The 17,499-nt window shown below is 47.4% G+C and carries 20 protein-coding genes; 19 read left to right on the plus strand and 1 reads right to left on the minus strand.

Annotated features, from left to right (window positions below):
• The first annotated feature begins 43 nt into the window (after positions 1 to 43).
• From trpD to P5G61_RS11390, 19 genes are all read left to right on the plus strand, one after another.
• Positions 44 to 1,066, plus strand: a complete 1,023-nt coding sequence (gene trpD, locus P5G61_RS11300; protein ID WP_435874141.1) for an anthranilate phosphoribosyltransferase — start codon at positions 44 to 46, stop codon at positions 1,064 to 1,066.
• Positions 1,056 to 1,847, plus strand: a complete 792-nt coding sequence (gene trpC, locus P5G61_RS11305; RefSeq protein ID WP_301246485.1) for an indole-3-glycerol phosphate synthase TrpC — start codon at positions 1,056 to 1,058, stop codon at positions 1,845 to 1,847. Before trpD ends, trpC begins: the two co-directional genes overlap by 11 nt.
• Entirely contained in the window at positions 1,844 to 2,581 is a 738-nt protein-coding gene (locus P5G61_RS11310) for a phosphoribosylanthranilate isomerase (RefSeq protein WP_301246486.1), read from the plus strand. The genes trpC and P5G61_RS11310 overlap by 4 nt, the downstream gene beginning before the upstream one ends.
• Positions 2,578 to 3,777: a tryptophan synthase subunit beta gene (trpB, locus tag P5G61_RS11315; RefSeq protein WP_301246488.1), complete on the plus strand. Its 1,200-nt coding sequence runs from the start codon at positions 2,578 to 2,580 to the stop codon at positions 3,775 to 3,777. The genes P5G61_RS11310 and trpB overlap by 4 nt, the downstream gene beginning before the upstream one ends.
• Complete coding sequence (trpA, locus tag P5G61_RS11320) at positions 3,774 to 4,580, plus strand: tryptophan synthase subunit alpha (RefSeq protein ID WP_301246490.1); 807 nt, start codon at positions 3,774 to 3,776, stop codon at positions 4,578 to 4,580. The genes trpB and trpA overlap by 4 nt, the downstream gene beginning before the upstream one ends.
• Before the next feature lie 86 nt (positions 4,581 to 4,666).
• The gene (gene hisC / locus P5G61_RS11325; RefSeq protein WP_301246492.1) at positions 4,667 to 5,767 is read left to right on the plus strand and encodes a histidinol-phosphate transaminase; all 1,101 of its coding nucleotides are present in this window, start codon (positions 4,667 to 4,669) and stop codon (positions 5,765 to 5,767) included.
• Positions 5,768 to 5,794: 27 nt separating this feature from the next.
• Complete coding sequence (locus P5G61_RS11330; protein WP_301246494.1) at positions 5,795 to 6,889, plus strand: prephenate dehydrogenase; 1,095 nt, start codon at positions 5,795 to 5,797, stop codon at positions 6,887 to 6,889.
• Between the two features lie 759 nt (positions 6,890 to 7,648).
• The gene (locus tag P5G61_RS11335; protein WP_053780698.1) at positions 7,649 to 8,242 is read left to right on the plus strand and encodes an RNA polymerase sigma factor; all 594 of its coding nucleotides are present in this window, start codon (positions 7,649 to 7,651) and stop codon (positions 8,240 to 8,242) included.
• On the plus strand, positions 8,239 to 8,874 hold the full coding sequence (locus tag P5G61_RS11340) for an anti-sigma factor family protein (protein ID WP_301246495.1): 636 nt from the start codon (positions 8,239 to 8,241) through the stop codon (positions 8,872 to 8,874). Before P5G61_RS11335 ends, P5G61_RS11340 begins: the two co-directional genes overlap by 4 nt.
• Positions 8,875 to 8,914: 40 nt before the next feature.
• Positions 8,915 to 9,514 carry a histidine phosphatase family protein gene (locus P5G61_RS11345; protein WP_301246496.1) on the plus strand — a complete coding sequence of 200 codons (600 nt, stop codon included), beginning with the start codon at positions 8,915 to 8,917 and terminating at the stop codon, positions 9,512 to 9,514.
• Positions 9,515 to 9,982: 468 nt separating this feature from the next.
• On the plus strand, positions 9,983 to 11,101 hold the full coding sequence (locus tag P5G61_RS11350; RefSeq protein WP_301246498.1) for a hypothetical protein: 1,119 nt from the start codon (positions 9,983 to 9,985) through the stop codon (positions 11,099 to 11,101).
• 44 nt (positions 11,102 to 11,145) lie between these two features.
• Positions 11,146 to 11,652 carry a gamma carbonic anhydrase family protein gene (locus tag P5G61_RS11355; RefSeq protein WP_079349403.1) on the plus strand — a complete coding sequence of 169 codons (507 nt, stop codon included), beginning with the start codon at positions 11,146 to 11,148 and terminating at the stop codon, positions 11,650 to 11,652.
• 23 nt (positions 11,653 to 11,675) lie between these two features.
• Positions 11,676 to 11,855: an IDEAL domain-containing protein gene (locus P5G61_RS11360; RefSeq protein WP_024630643.1), complete on the plus strand. Its 180-nt coding sequence runs from the start codon at positions 11,676 to 11,678 to the stop codon at positions 11,853 to 11,855.
• Positions 11,856 to 12,018: 163 nt separating this feature from the next.
• Positions 12,019 to 12,441, plus strand: a complete 423-nt coding sequence (locus P5G61_RS11365) for a DUF2487 family protein (RefSeq protein ID WP_301246499.1) — start codon at positions 12,019 to 12,021, stop codon at positions 12,439 to 12,441.
• Between the two features lie 193 nt (positions 12,442 to 12,634).
• Positions 12,635 to 13,177 carry a QcrA and Rieske domain-containing protein gene (locus P5G61_RS11370; protein ID WP_079349401.1) on the plus strand — a complete coding sequence of 181 codons (543 nt, stop codon included), beginning with the start codon at positions 12,635 to 12,637 and terminating at the stop codon, positions 13,175 to 13,177.
• Positions 13,178 to 13,192: 15 nt separating this feature from the next.
• Positions 13,193 to 13,864: a menaquinol-cytochrome c reductase cytochrome b subunit gene (qcrB, locus tag P5G61_RS11375; RefSeq protein ID WP_017687726.1), complete on the plus strand. Its 672-nt coding sequence runs from the start codon at positions 13,193 to 13,195 to the stop codon at positions 13,862 to 13,864.
• Between the two features lie 21 nt (positions 13,865 to 13,885).
• Positions 13,886 to 14,767: a menaquinol-cytochrome c reductase cytochrome b/c subunit gene (locus tag P5G61_RS11380; protein ID WP_301246502.1), complete on the plus strand. Its 882-nt coding sequence runs from the start codon at positions 13,886 to 13,888 to the stop codon at positions 14,765 to 14,767.
• Positions 14,768 to 14,880: 113 nt separating this feature from the next.
• Entirely contained in the window at positions 14,881 to 15,507 is a 627-nt protein-coding gene (locus P5G61_RS11385; protein WP_301246763.1) for a DUF1405 domain-containing protein, read from the plus strand.
• A gap of 66 nt (positions 15,508 to 15,573) precedes the next feature.
• Positions 15,574 to 16,443, plus strand: a complete 870-nt coding sequence (locus tag P5G61_RS11390) for a sporulation protein YpjB (RefSeq protein ID WP_301246504.1) — start codon at positions 15,574 to 15,576, stop codon at positions 16,441 to 16,443.
• Positions 16,444 to 16,550: 107 nt separating this feature from the next.
• On the opposite strand, the gene P5G61_RS11395 is transcribed toward P5G61_RS11390, so the two are convergent.
• Positions 16,551 to 17,420, minus strand: coding sequence for a YitT family protein (locus P5G61_RS11395; RefSeq protein ID WP_301246506.1), 870 nt, complete (start codon positions 17,418 to 17,420; stop codon positions 16,551 to 16,553).
• Positions 17,421 to 17,499 lie beyond the last annotated feature (79 nt).

Below are 17,499 nucleotides of genomic sequence, written 5' to 3' on the forward strand. Positions count from 1 at the left end.
AGAATTCGAGCGATTTGCAACTGAAGTTAGTCATGCGGAAGGCATGAAGAATGGCCTTGCCAAAATTTTGGAGGGCAGCCATCTGGATCAAGCGGAAGCACGCGATTTGATGTACTCCATCATGAGAGGTGAAGCCACTCCGGCTCAAATCGGAGGTTTGCTTATGGGCTTGCGGATGAAGGGGGAAACGGTGGATGAAATCACTGGGTTTGCCGAAGCCATGCGTGGGCAGGGCGGAAGGATTCTGACTGACGGCAATGGACTGCTGGACACCTGTGGAACAGGGGGTTCAGGTATTCATAAGTTCAACATCTCAACGGCATCGGCTATCATTGCTTCTGCAGTGTCTGTCCGGGTCGCGAAACATGGCAATCGCTCTGCCTCAGGTAAGGCGGGCAGTGCGGATGTACTTGAAGCTTTGGGCGTGAATATTCATCTGGACGGAGAGCAGGCGAGACAATGTCTCGATGAGATCGGAATCTGTTTCTGTTTTGCTCAGGTGTATCATCCTTCCATGAAACATGCAGCTGCACCAAGAAAAGAGCTGGGTGTACGTACAATCTTTAATATGCTTGGACCGTTAACTAACCCTGCCGGTGCGGATCGCCAATTGCTTGGCCTGTATGACCGCAGCCGGACACCGATGATTGCAGAAGTGCTGAATCGTCTGGGACTGAAAAGAGCTTTGGTCGTAGCCAGCCATGATGGTTTGGATGAAATCAGCATCTCCGCACCGACCCAGGTATCCGAGCTGCGCAATGGTGAAGTGCATACGTATGACATTGATCCACGTGATATGGGATTATCGTTACATCCACTGGAATCGGTTCTTGGAGGAGATGCGGCTCAGAATGCCGAAATTATTAAAAGGATCTTCCAGGGAGAACGAAGCGCATACCGCGATGTCGTGCTGTTAAATGCCGGGGCATGCATCTATGTATCCGGTCTAGCAAATACCATTGCAGAAGGTGTGTTGATGGCGACAGAAGCTGTAGACTCTGGCAAGGCTGCCAAGAAGTTGGAACAGTTAATTCATACAACGGAGGCGTACAGTCATGTATCTTGATCGAATCGTAGCAACCAAACATAAAGAAGTTGAAGTTCTCGCACAAACATTTCAGATGGACGATGCGCTGAAAAAGATAGAGGCATTACCTCATACGCGTGGATTCGAGCGTGCCTTATCCGAGAGACGTAACCGTAAGCTGGGGCTAATTGCTGAAGTGAAGAAGGCATCTCCATCCAAAGGACTGATTCGTTCTGATTTTCATCCGGTAGAAATTGCTTCCGCATACGAACGGGCTGGAGCGGATTGTATATCGGTATTGACTGATGTTTCTTATTTCCAGGGAAATAGCGAATACTTGCAGGCCATTCATCAGGCTGTGAACATCCCGCTGCTGCGTAAGGATTTTATTATAGATGAACGACAGATTGCCGAGGCAAGGCTGCTTGGAGCGGACGCGGTTTTGCTAATTGCAAGCATTCTGACACCTGAACAGATGCGTCAATATCTGACGTTTGCCAAAAGTTTGGGGCTTGATGCCTTAATTGAAGTTCATGACCGTGCCGAACTGGAGCAAGTACTCGATATTCCGCAGGCAACACTTGTAGGCATCAACAACCGCAATCTGAAAACGTTCGAAACCAGTCTGAACACTACGCTGGATTTGATGGACCTGATACCGGATGGTGTGACATTAATCAGCGAAAGTGGAATTGACGGCCCTCAGCCATTGGAATCTCTTATTGAGGCAGGTGTACACGGTATTCTTGTTGGGGAGCATCTGATGCGTAAGGACGATGTTGAGGCTGCGGTATACGAACTGATGGGACCAAAAGCATGAATGCATTCAATCATGACGGCGCAAGCAGCAGAGAGGTAGATCTGCGAAACCGGCCGGCAGCGGCTGTAAAAATATGTGGACTTCAGGACGTTGAAGTGCTAAAATCGATGATAAACTTGCCTGTGGATTACATTGGTGTTGTCTTTGCCCCATCCCGTCGTCGTATTACGCCTGAACAGGGTGCCGAGCTGAGAACGGTTCTCTTGGACTGGACGAAGTTCGATCGGCCGAAGCTGGCAGGTGTTTTTGTGAATCCCACGCTCGAAGAGCTGGAGAGCATCATGAAGATTTCACTCCTGGATGTCATTCAACTGCATGGACAGGAATCGCCGGAATTTTGTGAACAGGTGAAGAAACGCTTCGGGACCGAAGTGTTCAAGGCCTTCTCTTTTCCCAAGGATGAAACAGGTTCATTAGCTGACGATACTGCCTTGATGGCACTTGATCCATATAAAAATCTGGTGGACGCCATATTGCTCGATACGTTTGATCCTCTCTACGGTGGGGGCTCCGGTAAAACCTTTGCATGGGAACGAATTCCTTTCTATGCCGAATGGGCAAGAAAACATGGAATCGCGTTGTTCGTGGCAGGGGGGTTACAACCGGATAATGTGCAACAACTGATACAGACATATGCACCGGACGGCGTCGATGTATCCAGCGGCGTAGAGTCCGAAGGTGTGAAAGACATTGCGAAAATAACAGCATTTGTAGAAAGGGTGAAGCAGGCATGACACATCAATTGCCGGATCAACACGGGCGTTTCGGTCCCTTCGGAGGCCGCTTTGTACCTGAGACACTAATGAACGCTCTGATCGAACTGGAGGAAGCGTACAGCCACTTCTCCGAAGACGAGGAATTCAATAAGGAACTGAATTATCTGCTAAGCGAGTATTCTGGACGGGAAACGCCTCTATACCATGCAGAGCAACTGTCCCGCCGCTTGGGAGGACCCAAAATTTATCTAAAACGTGAAGACCTGAACCATACAGGAGCGCACAAGATCAATAACGCTATTGGACAGGGATTGCTGGCTAAACGGATGGGGAAAAAGAAAGTCATTGCCGAAACCGGTGCAGGTCAGCATGGCGTTGCCACGGCAACAGTTGCTGCTTTGCTGGGTCTTGATTGCAAAGTGTTTATGGGCGAAGAAGATACACAGCGACAACAATTGAACGTATTTCGCATGAAGCTGCTAGGAGCAGAAGTCATTCCGGTGACATCTGGAACACGGACATTGAAAGATGCAGGTAACGAGGCGCTTCGCTACTGGGTTAGTCATGTGGAGGATACCTTTTACGTGCTTGGATCGGTAGTAGGCCCTCATCCGTATCCAATGATGGTGCGTAACTTCCAGCGAGTGATTGGTGATGAGACGCGTCGTCAGATTCAGGAGATTGAAGGACGTCTGCCAGATGTGATTGTTGCAGCTGTAGGCGGCGGAAGTAATGCCATCGGCATGTTCTATCCTTTTATTGGCGATCAGGATGTGAAGCTTGTAGGCGTTGAAGCAGCAGGTAAAGGGGTGGACACCGAGTTCCATGCGGCTACGATGAGTAAAGGGACACATGGTGTATTCCAGGGCTCAATGAGTTATCTGCTGCAAGATGAATATGGACAGGTTCAGCCAGCCCATTCCATTTCGGCGGGACTTGATTATCCGGGTGTTGGTCCTGAGCATTCTTATCTTAAAGATATTGAACGGGCAAAATACGTCCCGATTACGGATCAGGAGGCATTGGATGCTCTGCAGTTGCTAAGCCGAACAGAAGGCATTATCCCCGCCTTGGAGTCAGCCCATGCTGTTGCGCAGGTCGTCAAGCTTGCGCCTGAACTCAGCGCTGATGATATCGTTGTGATCTGTCTTTCCGGTCGTGGTGACAAAGACGTTGAATCGATTATGAAATATACAGGAGGGGACTTGGCATGAACCTGATGGACCAAACCTTCCGGCAACTGAAAGAACAGAACCGTACAGCACTTATTCCATTCCTTACGGTTGGAGATCCGGATGTGGATACGACGGTGGAAATCATTAAGGAATTGGAACAGGCCGGGGCGGACATTTTGGAACTCGGAGTCCCCTATTCTGATCCTCTAGCGGATGGACCGGTAATCCAGCGTGCTTCTGAGCGTGCATTGAAAAGTCAGATCACGATTCGGACTTGTATGGAAACCGCAGCAAGAGCTCGTGCCGCGGGTGTGAAACTTCCTTTTGTGCTGTTTACCTACTATAATCCGGTGTTACAGACGGGACTGGATGTGTTTTTTGACGAGTTGGTCAAACATGAGATCAGCGGCATGATCATCCCGGATCTTCCGATTGAGGAAGCAGAGGATATGCGACGCCGTGCGGATGCTGCAGGTGTGCATCTGGTTCCGCTCGTAGCCCCTACGTCCAACGCAAGAATCGAGCGTATTGTCACGGGAGCGCGTGGTTTTATCTATTGTGTCTCTTCTCTGGGTGTTACGGGAGAGAGAGCTTCCTTTTTCGATGGGGTAGAGAGCTTCATTGAAACTGTAAAGAGTCTGACAGATCTTCCGGTCGCTGTTGGCTTCGGCATTTCCAGTCACGAGCAGGTAGCTCGTTTTTCCCGGATTTGTGACGGCGTTGTCGTAGGCAGTGCTATCGTTCGCCAGGTGGAGGAAGCCATCCCTCTTCTTGGAAACCCGGCTACTCGTCAGGCAGGACTGTTGCAAATTCGCAACTTTGTGGCACAATTAAAAGGATAGGGATTAAATGATGTTACATCCCCGGGGCATGCTCAGTTCATACTGATGCATGTCCATAACTATTTTAAAAACAGGAGGCGGTCGGGTTGAAACCGAAGTCCCAGATTGTCAATCTGCCTGTATATAAACCGGGCAAACCGATTGAAGAAGTAAAACGTGAACTGGGTTTGGAGCAAGTGATCAAGCTGGCCTCCAACGAAAATCCATATGGAAGCTCTCCTGCTGCACTTGAAGCGATCACCAGAGAATTGGTCAATGTCAGCATATATCCGGATGGCAGTTCAACCGAACTGACTGAAGTGCTGGCAAATCATCTCGGTGTGGAGCCGAGTAATCTGATTTTTGGTTGTGGATCGGATGAGATCATTGCGCTGATCACTCGTGCATTTTTCCTCCCGGGAGATGAGAACATCATGGCTGACCAGACGTTCTCTGTATACAAAAGCAATGCTGATATCGAGGGTGCTGTGAGCATTGAAGTACCCCTTAAAGATGGAACTCATGACCTGACTTCCATGCTGGCACAAATCAATGACAAGACCAAAGCGGTCTGGGTTTGTAACCCCAATAATCCAACGGGTACAATCATCTCTGAGCAGGAATTGACTGCATTTATGGACCGTGTACCATCCCATGTTATGGTTGTGCTGGATGAAGCTTATTATGAATTTGTAACGGATGAGGCGTACCCACAAAGTGTCCCTATGATTGAGCGTTATCCTAACCTAGTCATTTTGCGGACATTCTCCAAAATCTATGGCCTGGCTTCACTGCGTATTGGATACGGTATTGCACGCCCGGAAGTGATCGATCTGATCAACCGTGTGCGTGAACCGTTCAACACATCACGTTTCGGTCAGGCTGCGGCGAAGGCTGCGCTTGAGGATCAGGCTTTTGTCCAAGTGTGCGCGGAAAAAAATGCGATAGAGCGTGATTACCTGCAGAATGAATTCACGCGGCTAAAGCTGCCGTTTTTCCCATCGCAGGGGAACTTCATCATGGTTGATCTGGACATGCCTTCCGCAACGGCGTTCCAGTCCCTGTTGAAACAAGGCATCATTGTTCGTCCTGGATTCCATGTATATCCAACATATATTCGTGTGTCCGTTGGAACAACAGAACAGAACCGTGCTTTTGTCACGGCACTGGAGAACACGCTGGCTGAGAAGGCGGTAGCACGCCCTTAAATCTGGCGATGAAAAGAGTGAGGACCCATGAAATTAAAAATTGCAATGATCGGTGTAGGGCTCATCGGCGGATCACTGGCGCTTTGCTTCAAAGACAAGCCTGGTGTTACGGTAATGGGCTACGCTCACCTACCTGAACTGAAGGACAAGTACATAGCGAGTGGTGTAGTGGATGATGCTACGCTCTCTCTGGAGGAAGCGGTGCAGGATGCCGACTTTATTTTTTTGTGCGTACCTGTTGGGATGCTTGAATCCTATCTTGAACAATTGGTTAAGCTTCCTCTGAAACCAGGATGTATTATTACGGATGTGGGAAGCACCAAAGCGTCCATCGCAGCCTGTGCTGAGCAGGTCCGCATGCGTGATGCATACTTTATCGGCGGTCATCCAATGGCCGGATCTGAGCGTGCAGGGGTGGATGCAGCCTCGGCTGTGTTATTCGAGAATGCATACTATGTCTTGACCCCTTCAGAACAAGTACCTGAGGAAGCATACGACAGGTTATCTGACCTACTTGCGTATACCCGTGCCCAAATTGTCCGTGTAGAGCCGCTGCTTCATGATGACATTGTGGGAGCGATTAGTCATTTGCCACATGTTATTGCAGTTGCGCTGGTGAACCAGGTGCGTGAATATAATGAATCGAACCCTTTGTACAAAATGCTGGCTGCAGGCGGGTTCCGGGATATCACTCGGATTGCCTCCAGTGACGCCATTGTCTGGAGAGATATCCTGCTGAGCAACCGTGAGGTGCTGCTGGGCTTGCTGAAGGACTGGAATAGCCAGATGACGGCTTTCACCGAAATGCTGGAGCAACAGAATGGTGAGGGCATTGAGGATGCATTCCGTCAGGCACGCGAGTTCCGTAGTGTGCTGCCAGAACGACGGAAAGGCATGATCTCGTCGTTGTTTGATCTTTATACGGATGTGCAGGATGCGCCGGGGATGATCGGCAAGATTGCCACCGAGCTTGGGGCGAATGATATTAACTTAAGCAACATGGAGATTATTGAGAACCGAGTCGATGTGCCGGGTATTATGCGTTTGTCGTTCAGGCAGGAAGAAGAAATGGAACGTGCCAAAACGTTGCTGGATTCCCTGGGGTATCAAGTGTGGGTTTAGGCTTTTGGAAGGGGGCGAAAGCCCTCTTTTTTTATGTTGAAAACTAACTGTTACAGGACATGCTCTAAAAAAGGGCAAAAAAAAGACCGCTTACATAAGCGGCCATTGCTCACGTGGAGCAATACAGTTATTGGATAGGAGTGGAGAGAAACCATACTGTACTTTTATTATATGTATACGTTTTCATTTTGTCAACACTTTGAGTAAAATTGTTTAAATTAATTATAACATTCGTAAATTAAGGAAATATAATCCTTGCATAAAGGGGTATAAAACTTAGAGAATGCTTCGTGAAGTGAAGTGAAGTGAAGTGAAGTGAAGTGAAGTGAAGTGAAGTGAAGTTGATTGGTGCATTTTTAAAAAATATGTTATAACGAAATCCTTCTGAAATTTTAAATTTATTTCTTTTTCACCTAAACTTTTTTGGGTCTTCGTTCGTCCAATATAAGAGTGGCTTCACAAAAGGGATCAAATTGAAGTCATGGACGAGAAAATGGCTGCATAATAATGACTGGTCGGGCTTCAATGGAAGCCATGGATTTGCCAGGATGATGCAGACCGTTGTACAATAAATACTGTTAATGTAGAAACGTTGGGGAAATTGCCATTACATAGGGGAATTTGGCGGGAAGGCCTGTTATGGCGCTGAACGCTGTTTTATGCGGTGAAAACCGCAACTTTTTTGTGCCTGTTCGGTAATACATGGATAGAGTCGAACGGGGAGAAGCACATGGATGGGCGAGGAGGGGTCGCACTCAAATGACGGATTCCCAGTTGATTCGAGAGATCAAGGAAGGTAACCTGGAGTTATATTCCGAGCTGATGAGTCGTTATCAGCGTAAAATACTGGCTTTCGTATATCATATGTTGAAAAGTTCTAATATGGAGCTGCTTGCGGAAGATCTCTGTTCTGAGACTTTCTATAAGGCGTTCCGCAGTCTGCACTCATTCCGAGAGGTGGATGCCTCGTTCTCAACCTGGTTATATACCATTGCGAGAAATACGGTACTGAGTGAGCTTCGTAAACAGCGTAGTGGGAGTGTTCCACTTGAAGAGAGCGGTATTGTACCTGTTGCTCCTTCTGAGAATGCGCCAGAGCATGCTGTATTGCGTAGTGAGCGGGTGATGCTGGTTAGGGATGCCATTAACAATTTACCGGAGAAGCAGCGTTCTGCCATTATACTCCGTGAGTATGATCAACTAGACTACCAGGAGATTGCAAATATTCTTGGGCAGAGCGTCAGTTCTGTGAAATCGTTATTGTTCAGAGCAAGGTCAAGCGTAAAAACTCAATTGGAACCTTATTTCTTCGAACCGGTCTACGAGCCATATGAAGGGATGAAGAACCGATGAATTGCAATGAAGCCCAGGAACTGTTTGCACTGGTCTGGGACTTGCCGGAAGATCATCCTCAGCGGATTGCATTTCATGCTCATCTCGCTGGTTGTGAAGATTGCTCGCAGCAATTTGAGGTTTGGGAAGAAGCTCAAATTTTGCTGCACAGCATACCGGTCCCAGTGACAGAACAACAGGCAGAGAAAGTGAACCGTAATGTTATGGAACGGATCTATGCGGAGTCTCCATGGCTATTGCCGGAAGAGGCAAAGGTTAATCGTTTCTCTGCTGTGATCCGCAAGCATATGTCTTTGTGGATTGCTGCGTTCCTGGCAATTTTCTTATGCAGCTTTTTGTACATGGCGATGTTTAAGCCAGACGTAACAGAAGCTGAGCAGACCAGCGTGGTCTCTACGGGTATATTGGAGACAGGGGTAGCGGGCAGTGAGCCCTCTTCCTCCGGATTGTACAAGTACAACATGACGGGAGCAGACAGAGGGAGTATTATTGAGCCCTTCGTTGTGAGCATGGGCCCAGCGTATCCTCAATACTGGATGGGGTTGTCTTTGCTTGCAATAGGTATGGCTCTATTTTCTCTTGGACGTATGCATCGTACAACGAACAAACGCAAACAAGGTGCACGTGCTTAGGTAAAGCTTTCGTTCACCGTATAGAGAAATGAGGGATGAGATGCGAATTGGGCTTATTCGTCACGGTCTAACAGACTGGAATGCGGCAGGACGTATTCAGGGACAAACAGACATACCTCTGAATACGGAAGGTCGTGAGCAAGCTGAGCGTCTGGGTAGACGTTTGCTTTCCGAAGAGTACCGCTGGGACCACATCATTACAAGCGGGCTTTCCAGGGCTCAGGAGACGGGAGAGATTATCTCCGGGCTATTGAATGTTCCTCTGCTAGAGCCGGATGCACGCTTGAAGGAGCGGGCGTTTGGTCAAATTGAAGGTCTGACATCCGAGGAGCGTGTTGCTCGCTGGGGCGCTTCCTGGGAGTCGCTGGATTTAGGCCAGGAACAGATTGCTGCTATTCAGACACGTGCTTTGGGCTTTCTGGAGGATTTGTGGGAGATGTATCAGGACAAAAATGTGCTGATTGTCTCTCATGGCGCCTTCCTTGCGAATCTGCTGTCAGCTTTGTTTAAAGACCGCTATACGGAACGAATTGGAAACCTGTCGCTTACGATTCTGGAAAAGGAACGTGAAGATTGGAGTCCGTTGCTTTATAACTGTACACGACACCTTTCATTGGATCTGGCAAAACAACCTGAGTAATTAACTCAGGTTGTTTTTTTTGCGGGTATAGCAATGTGTAACTGTCATTCTATAGAGATTGAAATAAACATTTACACGAGAACGGAGAGGACAGAAATAACCTGAGGAAGCGGAGCTAAAAGCTTTCTGAAAGAAAACTGCATCGTAAGCATACGCTTCGCCTTTATCCTCGGATTTTCCCCTTTGAAAAAAGGGAATCCAAAAAATCTGGGAACAACAGTGATCAGAAGGTTGTTCTGTCATTGGAGTGGCAAGTGTACATATTCTTTAGTTCAATTTCTATATGATTTTGAACATCTCATTCTTCTTCTGAGCAGGCAACTTCGGGCATAGTATGGTTAAAACATAAAAGATTTGCAAAAAAGAGGTTTAGATCATAGGAATTCCGTCAACGATGTTTACAAAACCAAACTACTCCAGGCCCCGAAGCATCAGCCGAAAAGTAGTCAAGGGCGAGGCGATGGACCCATGAATCTAGCGGATATGCTTACTTTTGCCGATATCGGCCAGCTTAATCGAATAGCAGATTATTACCAGTGCGAGTGTAAGCCCAATTCCAAACATGAACTCATCCAGAGTATTCTCACTACATTGGGCAGCAGACCTTTTTTTGAGCAGCAGGTTCGCGAACTAAATCAGGTAGATCTGCGATTTTTGAACAACTTGCTGTTTGACGCCCGCCAATACTTCGGTATGGAGGAACTTGTCGCCATTGCTCGTCAGTCGATGGATAAAAAAGATAGCGAGGCTGGAGCCAGCCCACGTGATCTTATCGTACGCTTCACGAAGAGTGGATGGTTGTTCAATGGTACAACCCAACAGACCAGATACCTGTATCAGGTGCCCAAGGATCTGCAAATGAGATTTAGGGATGTGTTAGCCACGCACCTGAAGGCAGGCATTGCACAAACGAGCGAGCCTCCCGTTTACAGGGATGAATACCATCTGCTTGCTGATGATCTCAAACTGTTCCTGCAATTCGTCCAGCAGCATGAAATAGCATTAAACGCAGAAGGTTTGATGTACCGTCGTTCTCAGCAGCAGATTATGGAGCATTTGCATGTGAGTGAGGCGCTGGTGGGTAAAGCTGGATGGAGATTCGGTTACGGGCGTTCGTTCAAAGACTACCCCGACCGATTTGCGTTCATCTATGACTACGCCTTTCATCATCGTCTGGTCCGCGAGGAACAGGGAATGCTGAAATTGTCAGCTTCCGGTGAAGACAAGCTGGGGGCGGAGAAAACAGCCGAGATGATACAGCTATTTCGGTTTTGGTTAAGACTTTATAAAGGTGCTATTCCAAATCTGTCCTCCATTGTGTACTGGACAGGGGAATGTGCAGCCGGCTGGTCCACAGCAGAGTCTTTGTTCCGCCAGATTGGTCCCTACATTCAGCCGTTCTATTACGACACCGCAGAGACGATTTATGACAACAGGATCCTCAAAATGATGCTGCATCTAGGCATGCTTCGCATTGGGGAACATGCAGAGGGGCGAACAGTACAAATGACAGCTTGGGGTTCACGCCTCGCGTCATCCTGTCGTTCGCTGTCCGGGGATATTACACCCGTTATGTTTGACAAGTGAAGGACAAGTTGCTAAAATCACTCCCAAATTAAGGAGTGATACTTATGATAATTCCATACAAAGGTATGCAACCACGGTTACACCCTTCGGTATATATGGCTGAAGGAGCGAAACTTATTGGTGATCTGACACTGGGTGAAGAATCTACGATCTGGTTCAATGCTGTACTGCGCGCTGATCTGGCACCCATCGTGATTGGACGGCGATGTAATATACAGGATAATGCTGTTGGACATGTCAACATGAATCAGCCTTTGATTTTGGACGACGATGTGTCTGTAGGTCATTCTGCGATTATCCATGGATGTCGTATTGGAACAGGTTCGCTGATTGGTATGGGCGCTATCCTTCTCAATGGAGCCGAAATTGGTGAATATACGCTGATCGGGGCCGGTTCTGTTGTTACTGAAAATACCAAAATTCCGCCCTATACCCTTGCTTTGGGCACACCTGCCAAAGTGATACGTGAGTTGACTGATGCAGATCTTGAGCGGATGTCGAGGACTACACTAGGTTATGTTGCCAAAGGAAAGGAGTATAGGAGCTCTTAAATCCGTTTTGGAGGTGCATCCTATTGGATAAAATGAAAGTTACGTATGAAGTCATGTTGGGGCTGGCTGCTGAGATGGTGTGGGACGACGCGCTTCGTAAACAGCGCAGCGAGAAGCTGTATATGGAAATCGATAAGGCATTAGCTACCGGAGACGAAGTAGCTTTCCGGAATCTGACGGATGAACTGAAGGCCATAAACTGATGAGCAAATCCAAATAAAATTAAACACAGGAAATGCGTGAAAAACGCATTTCTTTTTTGTGTTCACTATAATTTATAAACGGGTAAAGGATGAATCTCTGGATTTATAATATAAGCTCATATATAATATGGGAATAAAATGGATAGAGAGGGGAATTAGGGAATTGAAATTCAGTGAGATGACTCAAGACAGCTGGGCGGAACTGCAACTCTATCTGGATACATGCCTTATTCCATACACAGCCCTGACGGGAAAGCAGTCTCCGGTTGAAGCAACCGAGGCGTTGGAGCGGCTTAGAGATTTTTTGGATCTGGTGGAGATTCCTTTTAAAGGACGTATTATGACTTACCCTGCATTCCATTATGCTGGTCCGGATATGTCAATGGCATTAAATACCTTATCCGAACAACTCAAATCTTCAGGTTTCAAATATGTGGTTATAATGTCATCTGATGGTGTGTTGGAACAGAGCCAAATAACTTCAGCAGATCTGGTATTAAGCCGTTCCATTTTATCTCAAGAGGTAGGAGAAGAGGGAGTTGCGCGTTTTGTCGGGGAGAAAATCCGTGAGTTATGGAAAAGATGACCTTCATGTGACAAATGTGACAATTTACCAACATTTTTTTAATAACGCTTACAAATGAACCTTAAAAATGTGTGACAAATTCTTGACGGTGTTCTAGGGCTACTATATGATTATGTATGTTCTAGTAAGTCGTGGAATTTCTGATAATGAAAACGATTGAGAGAGTTGGCTGAAAAAGGGGGTTGGAGACAGTATGAGCAGTGAGCATGACCAGCACGAAGCTTCGATGAAATTGCCAAGCCGCATGGAAATGTCACGCAGGCAGTTTTTGACGTACACGCTTGGTGGAGCTACAGCCTACATGGCCGCCGGTGCAATACTCCCCATGGTCCGTTTTGCGGTGGACCCGATTTTGCAGCACAAGGGAGAAGGCACCTCTGTCAAAGTAGCGGAAATCAGCAAAATTACGAATGAACCTCAAGAATTTACGTTTGAACTGAAACAGCAAGATGGTTGGTATTTGAGCAATGCTTCGTTAATCGCCTGGATCAGGAAAGATGAACAGGGCAAAATCTATGCGCTTTCACCCATTTGTAAACATTTGGGCTGCACCGTAGGTTGGAATAGTGATAAGCAATTTCCCGACGAATATCATTGTCCATGTCATGGTGCGCATTATACCAAAGAAGGCAAGAATCTTGCCGTAGCCCCGAAGCCGCTGGATGAGTATGTGGTTAAGGAAGATCAGGGTTGGGTTTATCTGGGCGACATTATTCCGAACACCCGAGTCAAATAGGAGGCGTGAACGCAGATGTTTAAAAATGTCTATGACTGGATTGACGAGCGTCTCGATATCACGCCAATCTGGAGGGACGTTGCGGATCATGAAGTACCAGAGCACGTAAACCCGGCTCATCACTTTTCCGCATTCGTGTACTGCTTTGGTGGATTGACGTTCTTTATCACTGTTATTCAGATTCTGTCAGGGATGTTCCTGACCATGTATTATGTGCCTGATATTATTAATGCTTACGCCAGTGTCGAGTATTTGCAGACCAAAGTAGCCTTTGGCCAAATTGTACGCGGAATGCACCATTGGGGAGCCAGTCTGGTTATCGTTATGATGTTCTTACATACGATGCGTGTGTTCTTTACCGGCTCTTACAAAGCACCGCGCGAGATGAACTGGGTTGTCGGCATGCTGATCTTTTTTGTCATGCTGGGTCTCGGGCTTACAGGGTACCTGTTGCCATGGGATAACAAAGCCTACTTTGCAACCAAAGTTACCCTGGAGATTGCGAATACGGTTCCTTGGCTGGGGCCGATCATTAAGGAATTCCTGCAAGGCGGAACCATTGTAGGTGCACAGACGTTAACACGGTTCTTTGCCCTGCACGTCTTCTTCCTTCCGGCTGTGCTTCTGGTGCTTCTGGTCGGTCACTTTATTATGATCCGCAGACAGGGCATTTCGGGACCACTATAATCTGAGAAGGGAGGAATCGACATGGCTCACGGACACAAGTCAGATGACCAGGAAAAGATTATCTTCGTCGGGGACTCCCGCGTCCGTAAAGGAGCGGGGTTTATAACTCCACCGGATTACACGGCGTATCCCGGCAAATCAGAGGCTTTTATTCCTAACTTCTTGCTGAAAGAATGGATGGTTGGTGTCGTTGTACTGGTTGGTATTTTGGTACTAACGATTTCGGAGCCTGCACCACTGGGCTATCCGGCCAATCCAAGTGCATCGGTTATCCCGATGCCGGACTGGTATTTCCTGTTTCTGTATCAGTATTTGAAATACCCATATGCCTCAGGGGATTATGTCCTGTTGGGGGTACTTGGAGTCAGTGGAGTCGCTTTCGGCGCTCTGCTGCTCGCCCCGTTTCTGGATACAGGCAAGGAGAGACGGTTCTACAAACGTCCGATTGCATCATCGCTGATGATTTTGTCGGTGATGGCTGTATTCTACCTGACCAATGTTGCGTGGACACACTACGAGCATGAGTTGGAAGCAAGCGGTAAGAAGCCGGAACATATTCAGCGTGAGGAAGAAGCGCTGGAGAAACATCTGCAGGGTCTGCCTACCTCCAATGCGCCAGGTCAAAAAGAAGAAGTGGCGATCGTCGAGAAGGATGACCCTGCAATGGAAACCTTCAAAAAGGCCGGATGTATCGGATGTCATGCGTCAGATATGAAGGGAGCCAATGGACCTTCTCTACGTGGTGTGGGTGACAAACACAGCCAGGAAGAAATCCTGACGATTATCAAAGAAGGATATAACACAATGCCCGCGATGTATGATCAAGCCATAGCTCAAGGTTTGACAGATGATGACATCAATCACCTGGCGGAATGGCTTGCGAAACAGAAGGCAGAACAGTAAAATCGAAATAAGCAGTGAAACCTGATCGTTTATGCGGTCAGGTTTTTTTGAGGAGTTTTTCGCAACACCTTTCTTTGGAACGCAGAACACATAGGATGGAAGGGGCAGAGAATGTGGCTTTATCGTACTTTTGGAGTCGGGAATTTCTAACAAATCGTTATTTCCTGTGGCTCTTGTTTTGGTGTAACGCATTAGGAACTGTATACGGATACATATGGTACGGGGATCAAATGGAGTATACGCTGGCACAGCAACCACTGTGGCAGATTGTGTTTGTGCCGGACAGTCCCACAGCGAGTTTGTTCTTCACGTTATCTTTATTGTGGGTATTGTACAAGCCAAAATCGATGGTCCTGAATCGAATTGGACATGTCATCCAGGCACTTGCTGTGGTCACTTCGGTAAAGTACGGTGTATGGGCGGTATCTATCATTTTTGCAGGCTGGATGCAGGGGGGGGCACAACATTGGCAGGATTGGATGTTGATTGCATCTCATAGTGCTATGGCTATTGAAGCGCTCTTGTATGTTAGATTCTTTGGGTTCCGTTGGGGGGCTTTGGTGATTGCTGCCTTGTGGACGCTGCTAAACGATACGATGGATTATACCTATGACATTTTCCCTTGGCTGCCTGCATCGCTCATGGACCATCTGGATGGTGTACGCAATTTCACCGTCGGATTGACACTAGTGAGCATTCTATGTGCGTGGCTTGCACTGAGACAGGCCAAACGGGCCTGAATTCATAACGCGAGCTTGTTCTAAGGAACTCTCCCCTGCCATACATTGATGGTGGGAGGGATGTCCATGAAGAGAACGTTCAGGATCAAAACTGGATTTATGGTGGTGTCGTTCATGACTCTACTGTTCTGGACGAACTTGTCATACAGCGTATCGGCGGAGAGTACAAGTGCGAACGGAAATACAGATCAGCAAGTATCAGCCAAAAATTCAATAAAACAATTAAATGAAGAAGCGGCCCTGCTGTATCGACATGCCTTGGATAATGATATTGAAGAGGTTAGAGGTAGTATTTTGCGAATCAGTAAAGGTCTGGAGCATATATCCTTTGAGGGTCAGACGACAGTAGAAGGCATTCATGCCCTATCCGAGACCATTGTTGAAGTGAAAGAAGCTGCCGTTAGGGTGAAAAGTGATGATAATTCTCTCCAGCAGGCCTCTGCCAAACTTCGACTTGCGGCGGACAGTCTTGCCAACCCAGCCAAACCCTTATGGCTCCAGTATTATAAAATCGTAAAAAATGATATTGATGCGCTATCAACTGCAGCAGATCAGCAGTTAAGCACCGCGATCATAGCAAGACGCTACGCCTTGCTGGAGGAGCACTACGAGACGATCCGGCCTGCGGCAATGATCCGCCGTGAACCTTACGAGATCGCCCAGATGGACGCCTGGTTGTCTCATACAAAGGGGCTGACTGCGGCCAAGCAGACTGATATCGCACAATTGAAGAGTATGGTAGCCCATGGTGAAGAGTTGGTAAACCAGCTGTTTGGTCGTGAAAAGGATGAGAGCGCCTTTGTGCCGTTTGTTCAGGGGCCAGACCGGAGGGTAGCCGGATTGCTCATTAGTTCCGTAATTATTGCCGTGCTAAGTTATGCGGGGTATCGTAAGTATCGAGCGCAGCAGCAAGGGATTTTTCCTTTCCGGCGGTAGCTCCTTTTCTACCATCACGATATGAAAAAAGACCTCTATCTACAAGAAGGGCCATCTCATGGCTTTTGTCTTGGGGAGAGAGGTTTTCTTATTGTAGAGATACAAGGTCAGCTTTCCTTAAACCCTTCTCCATGCACATCATGGACATCGCTAATAATAACAAAAGCTCTGGGGTCGACGGAACGCACAATCGTTTGCAAACGTCTGAATTCCTGCCTGGAAATGACACAGTATGCAACATGCTTGGCCTGTTTTGAATATGCGCCAATGGCGGGAATTAGCGTGACGCCGCGATCCATATCACGGGTAATCAAATCCGCAATCTCGGGTGCGTGGTCACTGATGATCATAAATGCGCGGGCCGAATACGCTCCTTCCTGAATAAAGTCGATTACTTTAGAGGCAATAAATACAGCTACAAGGGTATACAGTATTTTTTCTTTGGGAATGTAGACGAGGGAGATGCCAATAATGATGAAATCGATACCTAGCAGTACACGTCCCATACTCCAGCCATACTTTCGATTAAGAATGCGGGCAATGATGTCAGAGCCACCTGTCGTTCCGCCCCAGCGGAATACGATTCCAAGGCCTGCACCGAGTGTAACTCCGGCGTAAAGCGCCGCAAGTAAAAGGTCATTCTCTGTATGTAGCGGTTCGATCCAGCCGAGATGAATCATTTTTTCAAATAACCAGAGGAACAACGTAAGCGCTCCAATACCCACGCCTGTATAAATCATCTGTCTGCGGCCCAAAATCTTAAGTCCCACCAGAAAGAGCGGAATGTTAACAACCAAGGTTGTAAGTGAAGGAGAGATGTTGAACGCGTACTTCAGCAGGACCGTAATCCCGGTTACGCCGCCTTCCATGAGCTGGTTGGGGATGATGAAGTACAGAAGTCCAAAGGCATATAATGCCGTACCCAATAGGATGGGGAGAATCAATTTGAATTGAACCCAGGTTTTGGAAGTGCTCATAAGTTCCCTCTCCATTTTACAAATTAGAATGAGAAAGCAATCATTCCCATCTTAGTATACCTGTTTATCGATTCTTTAA

The organism is Paenibacillus vandeheii, assembly GCF_030433635.1.
In the GTDB taxonomy this organism is placed as follows: domain Bacteria; phylum Bacillota; class Bacilli; order Paenibacillales; family Paenibacillaceae; genus Paenibacillus; species Paenibacillus vandeheii.